Source organism: Streptomyces sp. A0958, from assembly GCF_004795035.1.
In the GTDB taxonomy this organism is placed as follows: Bacteria; Actinomycetota; Actinomycetes; order Streptomycetales; family Streptomycetaceae; genus Streptomyces.
In genome coordinates, this window is the sequence record NZ_SSBK01000029.1 from 18,098 (window position 1) to 32,585 (window position 14,488).

A 14,488-nucleotide genomic window follows, 5' to 3' on the forward strand; every position below is an offset into this window, starting at 1 on the left:
AATGTCTTGCGGACAACCGGCCTTCCGGGAACGGATTGTGACCCGGAGCACGTTGAACTCGTTGTCATAACGCCTACGTCTGCGGCGGCGCCCGTTGGGTAGGCCTGCTCTGTCCTGTTCTCCACGGCCAGGAGGCCACCATGCCCGCCACCGCGCAGCTCCTGCTCTCCGCCCTGCCCAAACAGGCACCCGGTCCAGCCCCGCTGATCAGCGCGTCCCCCGCCACCGCACCCGGCCCGCTGACCAGCGAAGCGCCGCTCGCCGACGCCATACCCCTGACCAGCGAGCCCCCGCTCGCCGAGGCCGTCCCCCTGACCAGCGAGCCCCCGCTCGCCGTCCTCGCCCCGCTGACCAGCGAACCGGCCGCGTCCGGCAGCGCGTGGGGCACGGAGTCCCCAGGAGTCTGAATGGGCTTGTCCCGGCTCGCCGCACTGCACGGCGTCGCCACCTCCTTCTCCCCGTCCGCCGGCGTCACGGAGCCCGTCCCCGAGGGCACGGTCGTCGCCGTGCTCGGCGCGCTCGGCGTGGACGCCACCACGCCCGAGGCGGTACGGGACGCGCTCGCCGCCGCCGAGTCGGCGGCCCGCTCCCGGCTGCTGCCCGCCACGCTGGTGGTGTGGTCCGGGGAGCCCCTGCCGCCCGCCCTGACCGGCCTGCCGCCCGGCACGGAACTGACCGTCCGCCTGGAGGAGGCCGACGAGACCCCACCGGCCCCGATGCGTGTCCCGGACGGGGAGGAGCATCCGGCCGGCCCGGGGGACGACGCGCCCGCGCCCCCCTGGTGGGCCGAGCCGCCGCTCGGGGTGCACCGGCTGGCCGTCCGCGCGCCCGGCCACGAGGACCAGTCCTGCACGCTCGTCGTCGCCCCGGCCCGCGTGCCGCAGCCGCCCGGCCGCACCCACGGCTTCCTCGTCCAGCTCTACTCCCTGCTCTCCGCCCGCTCCTGGGGCATGGGCGACCTCGGTGACCTCGCCGACCTCGCCTCCTGGTCCGGCCGCTGTCTGGGAGCCGGATTCGTCCAGGTCAACCCGTTGCACGCGGCGGTCATCGGCAGCCCCACCGACCCCTCGCCCTACCGCCCGTCCTCCCGGCGCTTCCCCGACCCGGTGCACCTGCGCGTCGAGTCCGTCCCGGAATACGGGCACACCACCGACCCGGCCGCCCTCGACGAGCTGCGCCGCAAGGCCGCCGAGCTCAGCGACGCCGTCCTCGACAAGGGCGCCCTCATCGACCGGGACGCCGTCTGGGCGCTCAAGCGGCAGGCCCTCGACCTGCTCGCCGCCGTCCCCCTCACCCCCGGCCGCCGCGCCGCCTACTGCGACTTCCTCGCCGCCCAGGGCCGGGCCCTGGAGGACCACGCCCTGTGGTGCGCGCTGGCCGAGGTGCACGGCTCCGACTGGCACGGCTGGCCGGCCGAGCTGCGCGACCCCCGCTCCGACGCCACCGCCCGCGCCCGCTCCGAACTGCTCGACCGGGTCGACTTCCACTGCCGGCTCGCCTGGCTGACCGACGCCCAGCTCGCCGACGCCCAGCGCGCCGCCCGGGACGCCGGAATGGCCGTCGGCATCGTCCACGACCTCGCCGTCGGCGTGCACCCCGGCGGCGCCGACACCTGGGCCCAGCAGGACGCCTTCGCCCACGGCATGTCCGTCGGCGCACCCCCGGACGCCTTCAACGCACGCGGCCAGGACTGGGGGCTGCCGCCCTGGCGCCCCGACACCCTCGCCGCCTCCGGCTACGCCCCCTACCGCGGACTGCTGCGCGGGGTCCTCGCCCATGCGGGCGCCCTGCGCATCGACCACGTGATGGGCCTCTTCCGGCTCTGGTGGGTGCCTGAGGGCCGCCCGCCCACCGAAGGCACCTACGTCACCCACGACGCGGAGGCGATGCTCGCCGTCCTGGTCCTGGAGGCGCACCGGGCCGGCACCGTCGTCATAGGGGAGGACCTGGGCACCGTCGAACCGGGCGTCCGCGAGGCGCTGGCCCGGCGCGGTGTCCTCGGCACCTCCGTCCTCTGGTTCGAACGGGACTGGTCGGGCACCGGCCGCCCGCTTGCCCCCGAGCAGTGGCGCGAGGACTGCCTGGCCACCGCCACCACCCACGACCTGCCCTCCACCGCCGCCCGGCTGACCGGCGACCACGTGACGCTGCGCCACCGACTCGGCCTGCTCACCCGCCCGCTGGACGAGGAGCGCCGGGAGGACGGCGCCGACACGGCAGAGTGGCTGGCCCTGCTCGCCCGGCTCGGGATGCTCCCGGAGGGCGGCGACGACGAGGAGGCCGCCGTCCGGGCCGTCCACCGCTTCCTGCTGCGCACCCCCGCCCGGATGGCCGGGGTCTGGCTCCCCGACACGATCGGCGACCGCCGCCCGCAGAACCTCCCGGGCACCTGGGACCAGTACCCCAACTGGCGGCTGCCCATCGCCGACGCGGAGGGCCGCCCGGTCACGCTGGAGGAGTTGGCCTCCTCGCCCCGCCTGCACCGGCTGATGGACGTCCTGCGCCCCCGTCAGGACCCTCCGGGAGCCCGTGTGGCGCCTCCGGGAACCCGTACGGCACCCCCGGGCGCGCGGCCCGCGTAGGCGTTCGCTACGTTTGCACCGTGGACAAGAAGAACGCTATGCGCGCCGGCGCCGTCGCCGCCGGAACGACGCTGATGATGCTGCTCATGTCGTCCCCCGCGCTCGCGCTCACCCGCGACGACGGCGACGACCCGGGTCCCGGCCTGAGCGTGATCGACACGGTCGGTCTGTACGTCGTGGCGCCCATCGTCCTGTTCGCGATCATCGCGGGCCTGGTCATGGTCCTCGACAAGTCCAAGAAGCAGGTCTGACACCTGCCCGGTGACCAGGGCCCCCGGGCCCCGGTCCCGCCCCGCACAGCACGGGTGCGCCGCACGGTAGCCGGTACCGCGCGGCGCACCCGCATGTCCGGAGCCATCTCCTGGCCCGTGCGCGGCGGTAGGTTGCGGCCATGACCGAGTGGGACGTCAAGAAGCTCCGCATCCTGCGCACCCTGCGCGACCGGGGCACGGTCACCGCGACCGCCGACGCCCTGCTGATGACCCCGTCGGCCGTCTCCCAGCAGCTCTCCAACCTGGCGAAACAGCTCGGTGTGCCCCTCCTGGAGGCCCAAGGCCGGCGCGTCCGCCTGACCGACGCCGCCCACCTCGTCCTGCGGCACGCCGAGGCGGTCTTCGCCCAACTGGAGCGCGCCGACGCGGAACTGACCGGCTATCTGCGCGGCGAGGCCGGCGAGGTGCGCGTCGCCGCCTTCGCCACCGCCGTACCCGCCCTCGTCGTCCCGGCCGTGCGGCGGCTGCGCGCCGACGGCCGCCCCGGGCCGGACGTCCGGGTACGGGAGGCGGAGGCCGCGCAGGCGTACGACCTCCTGGCCGCCGCCGAGGTCGACCTCGCGCTGTCGCTGGCCGCCCACGCACCCACCGCCGCCGATCCCGGGTTCGCCGTGCTGCCGCTGCTCGCCGACCCGCTCGACGTGGCGCTGCCGGCCGGGCACCGGCTCGCGGACGCGCCCGGGCTACGGCTGGCCGACCTGTCCGCCGAGCCGTGGATCTTCGGCGGGTCGGAGCCCTGGTCGGAGATCACCACGGCCGCGTGCCAGGCCGCGGGCTTCGTACCCGAGCAGGCGCACAGCGCCTCCGGCTGGACCGCGATCCTCGCCATGGTGGAGGCGGACATGGGCGTCGCCCTGATCCCGCGCATGGCGTCGGCGGAGCGGCACGCCCGGAACGGGGTGGTGATGCGGGTCCTCGACGCCGACCGGCCCCGGCGCCATGTGGTCGCCGCCGTCCGGCGCGGCGCGGAGGAGGGGCCCGCGGTCGCCCGGCTCCTCGAAGCCCTGCGCGAGACCGCCGAACCGTTCAGCACGCCTTAACGGACCGTACGAAAACTTTCGATGGACCTGATCGCTCCCGTCGTACGACAGTGAACGCATGACCTTCGAACAGAACGACCCGAGCGCACGGAATGAGAACCGCCACGAGAGCACCCTCGACGACCCCCACGCCAACGACGCGGCCCCGTACGGCGGCGGCGACCCGTACGCCGACTACCGCACCGCCGACCTCCCCTTCACCGACCTGGTCGACCTCGCCGACCGGCGGCTCGGCGCGGGCGTGATCGCCGCCAACGACGAGTTCTTCGCCCAGCGCGAGAACCTCCTGCTCCGGGAGCGCGCGGTCTTCGACCCCGAACACTTCGGCCACAAGGGCAAGATCATGGACGGCTGGGAGACCCGCCGCCGGCGCGGCGCCGACGCCGAGCACCCCTTCCCGGCCCCCGGCGAACACGACTGGGCCCTGATCCGCCTCGGCGCCCCCGGCGTCATCCGCGGCATCGTCGTGGACACCGCCCACTTCCGCGGCAACTACCCGCAGCGCGTCTCGGTCCAGGCCACCTCGGTCGAGGGCTCGCCCGGCCCCGCCGAACTCCTCGCCGACGACGTGAAGTGGGAGGAGATCGTCCCCCCGACCCCCGTACGCGGCCACGCCGCCAACGGCTTCGAGATCACCGGCGGACGCCGCTACACCCACATCCGCCTCTGCCAGCACCCCGACGGCGGCATCGCCCGCCTCCGCGTGCACGGCGAGGTGGTCCCCGACCCGTCCTGGCTCGCCACGCTCGGCACGTTCGACCTGGTCTCGGTCCTGAACGGCGGCAGCTACGAGGACGCCTCGGACCGCTTCTACTCCTCGCCGACCCAGATCATCCTGCCCGGCACCTCCCGCAAGATGGACGACGGCTGGGAGAACCGCCGCCGCCGGGTCCGCGACACCAACGACTGGGTCCGCTTCCGGCTGCCCGCCCAGGGCGCGGTCCGCGCGGTCGAGATCGACACCGCCTACCTCCTGGGCAACGCGGCCGGCTGGATCGCCCTCCAGGGCCGGGACGGCGAGAGCGGCGAGTGGTTCGAGATCATCCCGCGCACCCGGCTCCAGCCCGACACCCCGCACCGCTTCGCGCTGCCGGCCGAGGCCGTCGTCACCCACGTCCGGCTGGACGCCTTCCCCGACGGCGGGGTGGCCCGGATGCGGCTGCACGGCTCCCTGACCGAGTCCGGGGCCGCCGAACTGGCTGCCCGCTACGAGGCATCGGCCTCGTAAAGCCCCTGCTCCCGCCCGGCGGACGGCTGCGCCCCGGCGCCTGCCCGCCGGGCGGTTTCCATTCGCCGCGGTTCCCCGGAAGTGCCCTGGTGTGAAGGTGCTGTGCAGGGGCAAGTGGATGTGCGTGCTCCCGCCGCTCCGGATTCCCGATCGCCGACCGCACCAGAGGCGGCCGGCCGCCTTCCGGCACGGCCCGACGACGGTGCAACCCACCGGCGCCGGTACCAGGGGAGTCATGGCATACGCTGCGAGCGATTGCAGCGTATGCCTGAATCAGAGGGAGTCATTGCGGTGACAGAACACGATATACCCACCCGGCTCGTCGAGTTGTTGACGGCCGAGCAGGAGGCGCTCGGCGCCGCCTGGGTGGACGCGGTCTCGCGGACCCTGCGAGGACGTATCTCCCTCTCGGAGCTCAACCGCGAGCTCCAGGAGCTGTACGCCGCACTCGTGGCAGGTCTGCGCGAGGGCGGGCTCGACTGGCAGGCGGACGCCTTCGCGGAGACGCGCGCGCTTCTCGCCGAACTCTCCCGCGCGCGGGCCCGTCAGGGCTTCACCCCGACCGAGACCGCCACCAGTGTGCTGGCGGCGAAGGACGTCCTGGCGCCCACCGCCGACACCTCGGCCGCGGACCTGAGGTCCTACCTCCAGTTCGGCAAGCTCATCGACGCGCTCGGCCTCTACACCCTCGAGGTGTACGCCAGGACGCGCGAGGAGATCATCAGCGCACAGGCCGAGCAGCTGATGGAACTCTCCACCCCCGTGGTGAAGCTGTGGGAGGGCGTGGTCGCCGTTCCGCTGGTGGGCACCCTCGACTCGGCGCGGACCCAGGTGGTGATGGAGAAGCTCCTCCAGGCGCTCGTCGACACCGGTTCGGACCAGGCGATCATCGACATCACCGGCGTGCCCGCGGTGGACACCGAGGTCGCCCAGCACCTGCTCAAGACGGTGGTGGCGGCCCGGCTGATGGGCGCCGAGTGCATCATCTCCGGCATCCGGCCCCAGATCGCCCAGACGATCGTCGCCCTCGGCATCCAGTTCGGCGACATCGTCACCAAGTCGTCCCTCGCCGACGCCCTCAAGCACGCCCTGCGCCGCAGCAACGCGGACACCGTACTGCCCGGCGGCCAGGCGTGAGCGAGCGCGTACCCGTACTGAAGCTGGGGGACGTGCTCCTGGTCTCCATCCAGGTCGAGCTGGAGGACCAGGTCGTCCTGGAGCTCCAGGACGACCTGGCCGCCCGCATCGTGGAGTCCGGTGCCACCGGGGTGGTCATCGACATCACCGCCGTGGAGATCGTCGACTCCTTCGTGGGCCGCATGCTGGCCACCACGGCGGCCATCTCCCGCATGCTCGACGCGCAGACCGTCGTCGTCGGGATGCGGCCGGCCGTCGCCATCACACTCGTGGAACTCGGCCTCTCGCTCGGAGGCGTGCGTACGGCCCTCTCCCTGGAGAAGGGGCTGGAGATCCTGGCCCGGCGGGACGACAGCCGTCCGGCCCGGCGATGAGCGGCTTCGCGCCCGTCCCCGACGCCGACCACGAGACCGTCTCGATCGCTTCCAACGACGACGTGGTCCGGGCACGCCAGCTGGTGCGCACCCTCGGCCAGCGCTGCAAGCTCTCGCTCGTCGACCAGACCAAGCTCGTCACCGCGGCGAGCGAACTCGCCCGGAACACGCTGGTCTACGGCGGCGGCGGAGTCATGCGCGCGGGCCTGGTAGGTCGCGACGGGCGCGTCGGGGTGACCGCGGTCTTCGAGGACGAGGGCCCGGGTATCCCCGACATCGACCAGGCGCTGACCGACGGATGGACCTCCGGCGGAGGGCTCGGACTCGGGCTGAGCGGAGCCCGTCGCCTGGTCGACGACTTCACCCTGGAGACCGAGACCGGGCGCGGCACACAGGTTGCGGTGACCAAGTGGAGGCGCTGACCCTCCCGGTCCTGGACGCGCAGGACGTCCTCTGGCTCCGGGACCAGGAGGCGCTGCCCGCCGCGGCCCGCGGCGCGTCGGTCTCGCTGGCCCGGCGCATCGGGTTCGACGAGCAGCGGTGCGCCGAGGTCGCACTCGCCGTGAGCGAGGCCGCGACCAACCTGCGCAGGCACGCCGTCGGAGGAACCTTCCTGCTGCGCACGGTCCGCACACCGGACGACGCGGGCGTCGAATTCGTCACCATGGACGACGGGCCGGGGATGGCGGACGTCGCGCACTCGCTCACCGACGGCACGTCCACGGGCGGCACCCTCGGCATCGGCCTGGGCGCCATCTCCCGTCTGGCCGACTTCTTCGACGTGCACTCCGTGCCCGGCCGGGGCACGGTACTGACCGCACGCTTCTGGACGAAGGACGCGGCCCGGCGCATGGCTGCCTGCGGACGCCCCGTCGTGGAAGGGCTGACGAGGACGATCAGCGGAGAGGACGTGTGCGGGGACGCCTGGTTCGCCCGCCGGGCCGGCAGCCGGGCGGACGGCGGCCAGGGCCTGCGACGGGCCGGCGTCCGAGGTCCCGCCCCCGAGCCGGAGCGCTCGTCGGACGCCGCCCTGGGATGGGCGCAGCTGACCGGGTTCCGGCCGATCAGGAACGGCTCCCGGCACGCGGTCGAGACACCTTCGGCAGCCCCGGGCGGTGCCGGTCCGGACGAACCCGCTCTCCTGGTCCTGTTCTGCGACGGTCTGGGACACGGGCCGCTGGCCGGCCAGGCCGCACAGGCGGCGGTGACCGCCTTCCGCGACTCGGCGGCCGAGCAGCCCGACGCGATGATCATGGACATCCACAAGGCGCTGCGCGGCGGCAGGGGTGGCGCCGTCGCCGTCGTACGCATCGAACCGCGCAGGCAGAACCTGTACTTCTGCGGCATCGGCAACGTCAGCACGTTCGTCGTGGACCCGGCCACCGGCAGCAGGCGGACCCTTTCGTCGGCGCCCGGCATCGTGGGGCACCAGATGCCGACGCTGCGGGTCACACAGCAGTCACTGCCTCGCGACAGCGCCGTGATCATGCATTCCGACGGTCTCACCGAGCGCTGGCAGGCGGCGGGGCTGCCCGGCTTCCTGGAGCATTCGCCGCTGGTGGCGGCGGCGCAGCTGCTGCGCGAGGCAGGTGTGCGCCGGGACGATGCCGGCGTCGTCGTGGCGAAGGGGCCCTGGTGAACACGTTCCCGGCTCATGAGACCGCCCCTCTGGCGTCCTTCCCCCTGACCACGGAGCAGGACGTCTTCCTGCTCCGCCGCAGCGGCAAGTCGGCCGCCGAAGCGCTCGGCGTGGAGAAACAGGACCAGATCCGGTTCGCGACCGCCCTGAGCGAGCTGGGCAGGGACCTGCTGGGCGCGTCCGGGCTGACCGTCACCTTCGGTGTCGTCAGCCGGCCGCTGCCCCTCCTGCGGGTCGGCCTGTCCTGGCAGGACGGCCGCGGCCCCGGGGAGGAGGCCATCCAGGCGGCCTCCCGGCTGGTCCCGGTCCGCTACGTCCCCCCGGAGCACGGGCTCGCGGTCGAACAGCAGCTCACCGCCGGCACCAGCACGTCCGAGGAGGCCGCCGAGCAGGTGCGGCGCGCCCTCCTGGCCCACAAGGGCCCCAGCGCACTGGACGACACCCGCGCACAGACCGGAGACCTGATCGCCGCGCTGGTGGAATCCAGGGCGCAGCGCGAGGAACTGCGCCGTCTGAACGAGGAGCTGGAGGAGACCAACAAGGGAGTGGTGGCCCTCTACACCGAGCTGTCGCAGGAGCTGGAGGAGACCAACCGCGGCGTCGTGGCCCTCTACGCGGAACTGGAGGAGAAGTCCCGGCAGCTGCGCGAGGCGAGCGAGGCCAAGACCAGGTTCTGGGCCAACGTCAGTCACGAGCTGCGCACGCCGGTCAACTCGGTCGTCGGGCTCGCACGGCTGCTCCTGGAATTCGACGAGGACCGCCTCGACGAGGAACAGCGCCGGCAGATCGGCCTGATCTCCGCATCGGGTGCCACCCTCCTCGCCCTCGTCGACGAACTCCTGGACGTCGCCAAGGCGGAATCCGGGCGCCTGGAACCCCACTGGACGACGGTGGACCTGCGGGCCGCGCTCGGCCAGCTGCGGGGCACCCTGCGGGGCTACGCGGGTGCGGGTGGCGCCGAACTGATCGTGGCCGAGCCCGGTCTGCGGATCGTCAGCGACGAGGTCATGCTCACCCGCGTCCTGCGCAACCTGCTCTCCAACGCCCTGAAGTTCACGCCCGCCGGGACCGTGCGCCTCGATGTCTCCCAGGAGGACGGGCCCGACGGCGGCCACGTCGTCTTCACCGTGTCGGACACGGGCGTCGGCATCCCGGAGGAGGAACAGCAGCAGATCTTCGAGGAGTTCTACCAGGTACGCGGACCTCATCAGCGCGGCCGCTCCGGTACGGGCCTGGGCCTGCCCTACGCGCGCCGGCTCACCGCACTGCTGGGCGGCGGTCTCTCCCTGACCAGCAGCCCGGGGGCCGGCACCGTGGTCACCGTACGGCTGCCCGTGGCCGGTCAGTCCCTCGCCGGGACCGGCCACCACGAATCCCGCGCACCCGTGGTCGCCGTCCTGGTCACCGTGGACGACGACGGCGCCTTCCGCGCCGCGATCCGACCGTTCCTGGACCGGCTCGCCGGGCGTGTGATCGAGGTGGCGGAGGGGAGTCTGGCCGGCTCCACCGTGCGCCGCGAGCGGCCGGACGCCGTGCTCCTCGATCTGCACCTGCCCGACCTCGACGGTTACGCCGTGCTGGCGGAACTCGCCGCGGACCCCGAACTGCGCACCGTCCCCGTCCTCGTCCTCACCTCGACACCCGGTGAGGACCTGGACCGGGAACGGCTCACGCACGCGCGGGCGATCCTCGAGAAGTCCACGCTGAACCTGCCAAAGCTGGCCGCGGCACTCGCGGAACACGTGACGCCCGCCACGTCGGGAGCGGACGAGAAGGACGACATGGCATGACTGCGCATCTGCGCCGGGACAGCGCCGCCGCCAAGGTGCTGGTACTCGACGACAACGAGACCAACCGGTACATCGTCGGCAGCTGGCTCCGCCGGGCGGGTCACACCGTGGTGGAGGCCGTCGACGGTACGGAGGGCCTGGCCCTCCTCGCCGGCGCCCCCGACGGCGAACTGCCGGAACTGGCCGTCGTCGACGTGAAGCTCCCCGACATGAGCGGCTTCGAGGTGTGCGAGCGGATCAAGGCCGACCCCCGGACCGCCTCACTGCCCGTCATCCACATCTCCGCGACGGCCATCGAGCTGAGCGACCGGACCCAGGGCCTCCACCGCGGCGCGGACGCCTACCTCACCGAACCGATCGCTCCGGACGAGTTGCTGGCCACGGTCACCGCGGCGTTGCGTTACGCCCGCGCCCGGCGCCGCGCGGAGCGGCTCGCCACCCGGGTGGCCGCACTGAACAGCAGCACCCTGGCCGTCTACGCCGCCATGGACGGGGATTCCTTCACCGCCGAGGCGGCGGCCGGCGCGGCCGCGCTCATGGAATCGGCCGCCGTCGCCGTCTGCCTCAGCCCCGACAACCGTACGCTCCACCTCGCCGCGGTCGCTCGGAGCCCGAGGTCGGACAGCGCCGGAACCGGCGGCGGCACGGCGGTCGGCGGGGCGGGCGACGAGGCGCGGCTGCTCGACCTCCTGGCCGAGCGGGCCCTCGGCGACCGGACCGGAACGGAGACCGTGCTGCTGTCCGGTGCCGAGTGGCGGGCGCTCGTCTGCCACGGCGACGACCGGGCGGACGTGTTCTCCGGCGGGGTCGCGCTCACCCTGGCCCGCACGAAACGGGGCCGGCCCCCCGTCGCGTTCGCGGTCGGCGCCGACGCCCTCGACGGCGTGGACGACCGCGACCTGCTCTCCCAGCTGGCGCAGGCCTGCGCGCTGGCGCTGGAGGCGCTGCGATCACGCAGCGAGGAACACGCGCTCGTCCTCACCCTCCAGCGGACCTTCCTGCCGGACCGACTGCCCGAAACACCCGGTGTGGACCTGGCCGTGCGCTACGAGCCCGCCGCCGACCACACCGAGATCGGCGGAGACTTCTACGAGGCCCTTCAGACCCCGGACGGCCTGCTGCTCGCCATCGGGGACGTGGCGGGGCACTCGCTCAAGGCCGCCATGATCATGGGAGAGGTCAGGCACGCCCTGCGGGCCTACGCCATCGAGGGCCATGCCCCCCAGTCCCTGCTGACGAGCCTGGACGCCCTGCTGGTACGCGTGCGGCCGTCGATGACGGTCACCGTCTGCCTGGTGCTGGTGGAGCCCGGGGGACGACGCGTCCAGGTGGCCAACGCCGGCCACATACCGCCCCTGCTGCGGCACCCGGACGGAACCACGCGCTATCTGACCGAGCACGGCCCCCTTCTGGGGCTCAACCTCCCGCATCCGCCGGTCGTGAGCCACGAGGTGCCGGAGGGGTCGACCCTCCTGCTGCTGACGGACGGCCTCGTGGAGGTGCCGGGGGAGGACCTCGACGACAGCATGCGGATGCTGAGCACCACCTTCTCCCGGGCGCCGGCCGGGATCGAGGAGCTGTGCGACGAACTGCTGGCGACGTTCGGCAAGGGAAAGACGGACGACATCGCCCTGCTCGCCGCCCGCCTGCACTGAGCGGTCCCGGCAGACCCGGGCAGCGCGAAGGGGGCGCCTCGCCGCAGGCGCCCCCTTCTTGCTTCTTGCTCCTCGGCCGGCCCCGGTTACGCGGTGGCCGCCGCCGCGTCCGCCGCCCGCGCCCGCAGCGCCCGCTCCACACCCGAGCGGGACTCCGAGATCAGCCGGCGCAGACCCGCACCCGGCTGCGCCGAGGCCAGCCAGGCGTCCGTGGCGTCCAGGGTCTCCTGCGAGACCTGGAGCGCCGGGTACAGGCCGATGGCGACCTGCTGGGCCATCTCGTGGCTCCGCGAGTCCCAGACGTCCTTCACCGCGGCGAAGAACTTCTCCGTGTAGGGGGCCAGCAGCTCCTGCTGGTCCGTCTGCACGAAGCCGGCGATGACCGCCTCCTGGAGGGAGTTCGGCAGCTTGTCGGACTCCACGACCGACGCCCACGCCTCGGCCTTCGCCTCTTCGGAGGGCCGCGCCGCACGGGCGGCCGCCGCGTGGCGCTCGCCCGCCGCCGTCCGGTCGCGCGTGTACTCGGCGTCGACCTCGTCCTCGTCCAGCAGCCCGCTGGCCGCGAGCCGCTGCACGAACGCCCAGCGCAGCTCGGTGTCGACGGACAGGCCCTCGACCGAATCGGTGCCGTCGAGCAGCGACTGGAGCAGGTCCAGCTGCTGCGGGGTGCGGGCCGTGGCCGCGAAGGCACGCGCCCAGGCCAGCTGGTGGTCGCTGCCCGGCTCCGCCGCGCGCAGGTGCGCGAGCGTCGCCTCGGTCCACTGCGTCAGACCCGCCTCGCGCCACTGCGGCATCGCGTACATGTCGAGCGCCGTCTTCACCTGGCGGTGCAGCGACTGCACGACACCGATGTCCGACTCCTTGCCGATCCCGGACAGGACCAGCGCGAGGTAGTCGCGGGTGGCCAGCTCGCCGTCCCGGGTCATGTCCCAGGCCGACGCCCAGCACAGGGCGCGCGGCAGCGACTCGGTGAAGTCGCCCAGGTGCTCCGTGACGACCCGCAGCGACTCCTCGTCCAGGCGGACCTTCGCGTACGAGAGGTCGTCGTCGTTGAGCAGGACGACGGCCGGGCGCGCGGCGCCGGCCGGGAACGGCACGGTGGTGCGCTCGCCGTCGACGTCCAGCTCGATCCGGTCCGTACGCACCAGCTTCCCGGCCTCGTCCAGGTCGTAGCAGCCGATGGCGATGCGGTGCGGCCGCAGCGTCGGCTCGCCCTTCGCGCCGGCGGGCAGCGCGGGTGCCTCCTGGAGCACGGTGAACGAGGTGACGTGACCGTTCTCGTCGGTCTCGATCTCCGGGCGCAGGATGTTGATGCCGGCCGTCTCCAGCCACGCCTTCGACCAGGTCTTCAGGTCGCGGCCCGAGGTCTTCTCCAGCGCGCCCAGCAGGTCGGTCAGGCGGGTGTTGCCGAAGGCGTGCGCCTTGAAGTACGCCTGGACGCCCTGGAAGAACTCGTCCATGCCGACGTACGCCACCAGCTGCTTCAGGACGGAGGCGCCCTTGGCGTACGTGATGCCGTCGAAGTTGACCAGGACGTCGTCCAGGTCGCGGATGTCGGCCATGATCGGGTGGGTCGAGGGCAGCTGGTCCTGCCGGTAGGCCCAGGTCTTCATCGAGTTGGCGAACGTGGTCCAGGAGTGCGGCCACTGCGAGCCCTCGGCGTACGCCAGGCAGGCGATCGAGGTGTAAGTGGCGAACGACTCGTTCAGCCAGAGGTCGTTCCACCACTCCATCGTGACGAGGTCGCCGAACCACATGTGGGCCAGCTCGTGCAGGATGGTCTCGGCCCGCGTCTCGTACGCCGCGTCCGTCACCTTGGAGCGGAAGACGTACTGGTCGCGGATGGTGACCGCGCCCGCGTTCTCCATCGCGCCCGCGTTGAACTCCGGGACGAAGAGCTGGTCGTACTTGGCGAACGGGTACGCGTAGTCGAACTTCTCCTGGAACCAGTCGAAGCCCATCCGGGTCACGTCGAAGATCGCGTCCGCGTCCAGGTACTCGGCGAGCGAGGGCCGGCAGTAGATGCCCAGCGGGACGGTCCGGCCGTCCTTCTCGTAGCTGCTGTGCACCGAGTGGTACGGGCCGACGATCAAGGCGGTGATGTACGAGGAGATGCGCGGCGTCGGCTCGAAGGACCAGACGTCGTCCTTCGGCTCGGGCGTCGGCGAGTTGGAGATCACGGTCCAGCCGGAGGGGGCCTTCACGGTGAACCGGAAGGTCGCCTTCAGGTCGGGCTGCTCGAAGCTCGCGAAGACGCGGCGCGCGTCCGGAACCTCGAACTGGGTGTAGAGGTAGGCCTGCTCGTCGACCGGGTCGACGAAGCGGTGCAGCCCCTCGCCGGTGTTGGTGTACGAGCAGTCGGCGACGACCTTCAGCTCGTTGGAGCCCGCCAGCAGGTGCGGCAGGGTGATGCGCGAGTCGCGGAACACCGCCGCGACGTCCAGCGCCTTGCCGTTCAGCTCGACCTCGTGCACCGAGGGGGCGATCAGGTCGATGAAGGTCTCCGCACCGGCTTCGGCGGAGTCGAAGCGCACGACGGTGACGGACCGGTAGGTCCCGCCCTCCTGCGCTCCGGAGAGGTCGAGATCGATCTCGTACGCGTCCACGGTCAGCAGGCGCGCCCGCTCCTGTGCCTCTTCGCGGGTCAGATTCGTGCCAGGCACGCGGTCATCTCCTTGCTCTGTGATGTTTCCCGTCATCCTTCCACGGGACCCGTACCCAGGGCGATGTCCGTTTTCCGCCGGACGGGGGCGGCGCGTCGCGGGACGCTC

At 72.8% G+C, this 14,488-nt stretch carries 12 protein-coding genes; 11 read left to right on the top strand and 1 reads right to left on the bottom strand.

All coding sequences use genetic code 11. The features are described 5' to 3' along the window. The first annotated feature begins 140 nt into the window (after window positions 1-140). The 11 genes from E6P78_RS24430 to E6P78_RS24480 all read left to right on the top strand — a co-directional run bounded on the left by E6P78_RS24430 (window position 141) and on the right by E6P78_RS24480 (window position 11,717). The gene (locus E6P78_RS24430; protein ID WP_136205786.1) at window positions 141-407 is read left to right on the top strand and encodes a hypothetical protein; all 267 of its coding nucleotides are present in this window, start codon (window positions 141-143) and stop codon (window positions 405-407) included. Next, window positions 408-2,582, top strand: coding sequence for a 4-alpha-glucanotransferase (malQ, locus tag E6P78_RS24435; RefSeq protein ID WP_136205787.1), 2,175 nt, complete (start codon window positions 408-410; stop codon window positions 2,580-2,582). It abuts the gene before it with no gap. A 38-nt stretch (window positions 2,583-2,620) separates the two neighbouring features. Then, window positions 2,621-2,833, top strand: a complete 213-nt coding sequence (locus E6P78_RS24440) for a hypothetical protein (RefSeq protein WP_136205834.1) — start codon at window positions 2,621-2,623, stop codon at window positions 2,831-2,833. A 140-nt stretch (window positions 2,834-2,973) separates the two neighbouring features. After that, on the top strand, window positions 2,974-3,894 hold the full coding sequence (locus tag E6P78_RS24445) for a LysR family transcriptional regulator (protein WP_136205788.1): 921 nt from the start codon (window positions 2,974-2,976) through the stop codon (window positions 3,892-3,894). 58 nt (window positions 3,895-3,952) lie between these two features. Next, window positions 3,953-5,122 (top strand): allantoicase, encoded by a 1,170-nt coding sequence (gene alc / locus E6P78_RS24450; RefSeq protein WP_136205789.1) that lies wholly within the window; start codon window positions 3,953-3,955, stop codon window positions 5,120-5,122. Window positions 5,123-5,386: 264 nt separating this feature from the next. Beyond that, window positions 5,387-6,259 carry an STAS domain-containing protein gene (locus E6P78_RS24455; protein ID WP_136205790.1) on the top strand — a complete coding sequence of 291 codons (873 nt, stop codon included), beginning with the start codon at window positions 5,387-5,389 and terminating at the stop codon, window positions 6,257-6,259. Further along, on the top strand, window positions 6,256-6,633 hold the full coding sequence (locus E6P78_RS24460; protein WP_136205791.1) for an STAS domain-containing protein: 378 nt from the start codon (window positions 6,256-6,258) through the stop codon (window positions 6,631-6,633). The genes E6P78_RS24455 and E6P78_RS24460 overlap by 4 nt, the downstream gene beginning before the upstream one ends. Further along, the gene (locus tag E6P78_RS24465; protein ID WP_136205792.1) at window positions 6,630-7,055 is read left to right on the top strand and encodes an anti-sigma regulatory factor; all 426 of its coding nucleotides are present in this window, start codon (window positions 6,630-6,632) and stop codon (window positions 7,053-7,055) included. Before E6P78_RS24460 ends, E6P78_RS24465 begins: the two co-directional genes overlap by 4 nt. Then, window positions 7,043-8,272, top strand: coding sequence for an ATP-binding protein (locus E6P78_RS24470; protein ID WP_136205793.1), 1,230 nt, complete (start codon window positions 7,043-7,045; stop codon window positions 8,270-8,272). The genes E6P78_RS24465 and E6P78_RS24470 overlap by 13 nt, the downstream gene beginning before the upstream one ends. After that, a complete protein-coding gene (locus tag E6P78_RS24475; RefSeq protein ID WP_136205794.1) occupies window positions 8,269-10,062 on the top strand; it encodes a hybrid sensor histidine kinase/response regulator in 1,794 nt (597 codons plus the stop codon). The genes E6P78_RS24470 and E6P78_RS24475 overlap by 4 nt, the downstream gene beginning before the upstream one ends. Beyond that, on the top strand, window positions 10,059-11,717 hold the full coding sequence (locus E6P78_RS24480) for a fused response regulator/phosphatase (protein ID WP_136205795.1): 1,659 nt from the start codon (window positions 10,059-10,061) through the stop codon (window positions 11,715-11,717). The genes E6P78_RS24475 and E6P78_RS24480 overlap by 4 nt, the downstream gene beginning before the upstream one ends. 86 nt (window positions 11,718-11,803) lie before the next feature. On the opposite strand, the gene pepN is transcribed toward E6P78_RS24480, so the two are convergent. After that, window positions 11,804-14,380: an aminopeptidase N gene (gene pepN / locus E6P78_RS24485; protein ID WP_136205796.1), complete on the bottom strand. Its 2,577-nt coding sequence runs from the start codon at window positions 14,378-14,380 to the stop codon at window positions 11,804-11,806. Window positions 14,381-14,488: the final 108 nt, after the last annotated feature.

Coding starts and splice junctions, on each gene's coding strand:
- E6P78_RS24430 (WP_136205786.1), top strand. CDS start 141: ATGCCCGCCACCGCGCAGCTCCTGCTCTCCGCCCTGCCCAAACAGGCA.
- malQ (WP_136205787.1), top strand. CDS start 408: ATGGGCTTGTCCCGGCTCGCCGCACTGCACGGCGTCGCCACCTCCTTC.
- E6P78_RS24440 (WP_136205834.1), top strand. CDS start 2,621: ATGCGCGCCGGCGCCGTCGCCGCCGGAACGACGCTGATGATGCTGCTC.
- E6P78_RS24445 (WP_136205788.1), top strand. CDS start 2,974: ATGACCGAGTGGGACGTCAAGAAGCTCCGCATCCTGCGCACCCTGCGC.
- alc (WP_136205789.1), top strand. CDS start 3,953: ATGACCTTCGAACAGAACGACCCGAGCGCACGGAATGAGAACCGCCAC.
- E6P78_RS24455 (WP_136205790.1), top strand. CDS start 5,387: ATGCCTGAATCAGAGGGAGTCATTGCGGTGACAGAACACGATATACCC.
- E6P78_RS24465 (WP_136205792.1), top strand. CDS start 6,630: ATGAGCGGCTTCGCGCCCGTCCCCGACGCCGACCACGAGACCGTCTCG.
- E6P78_RS24480 (WP_136205795.1), top strand. CDS start 10,059: ATGACTGCGCATCTGCGCCGGGACAGCGCCGCCGCCAAGGTGCTGGTA.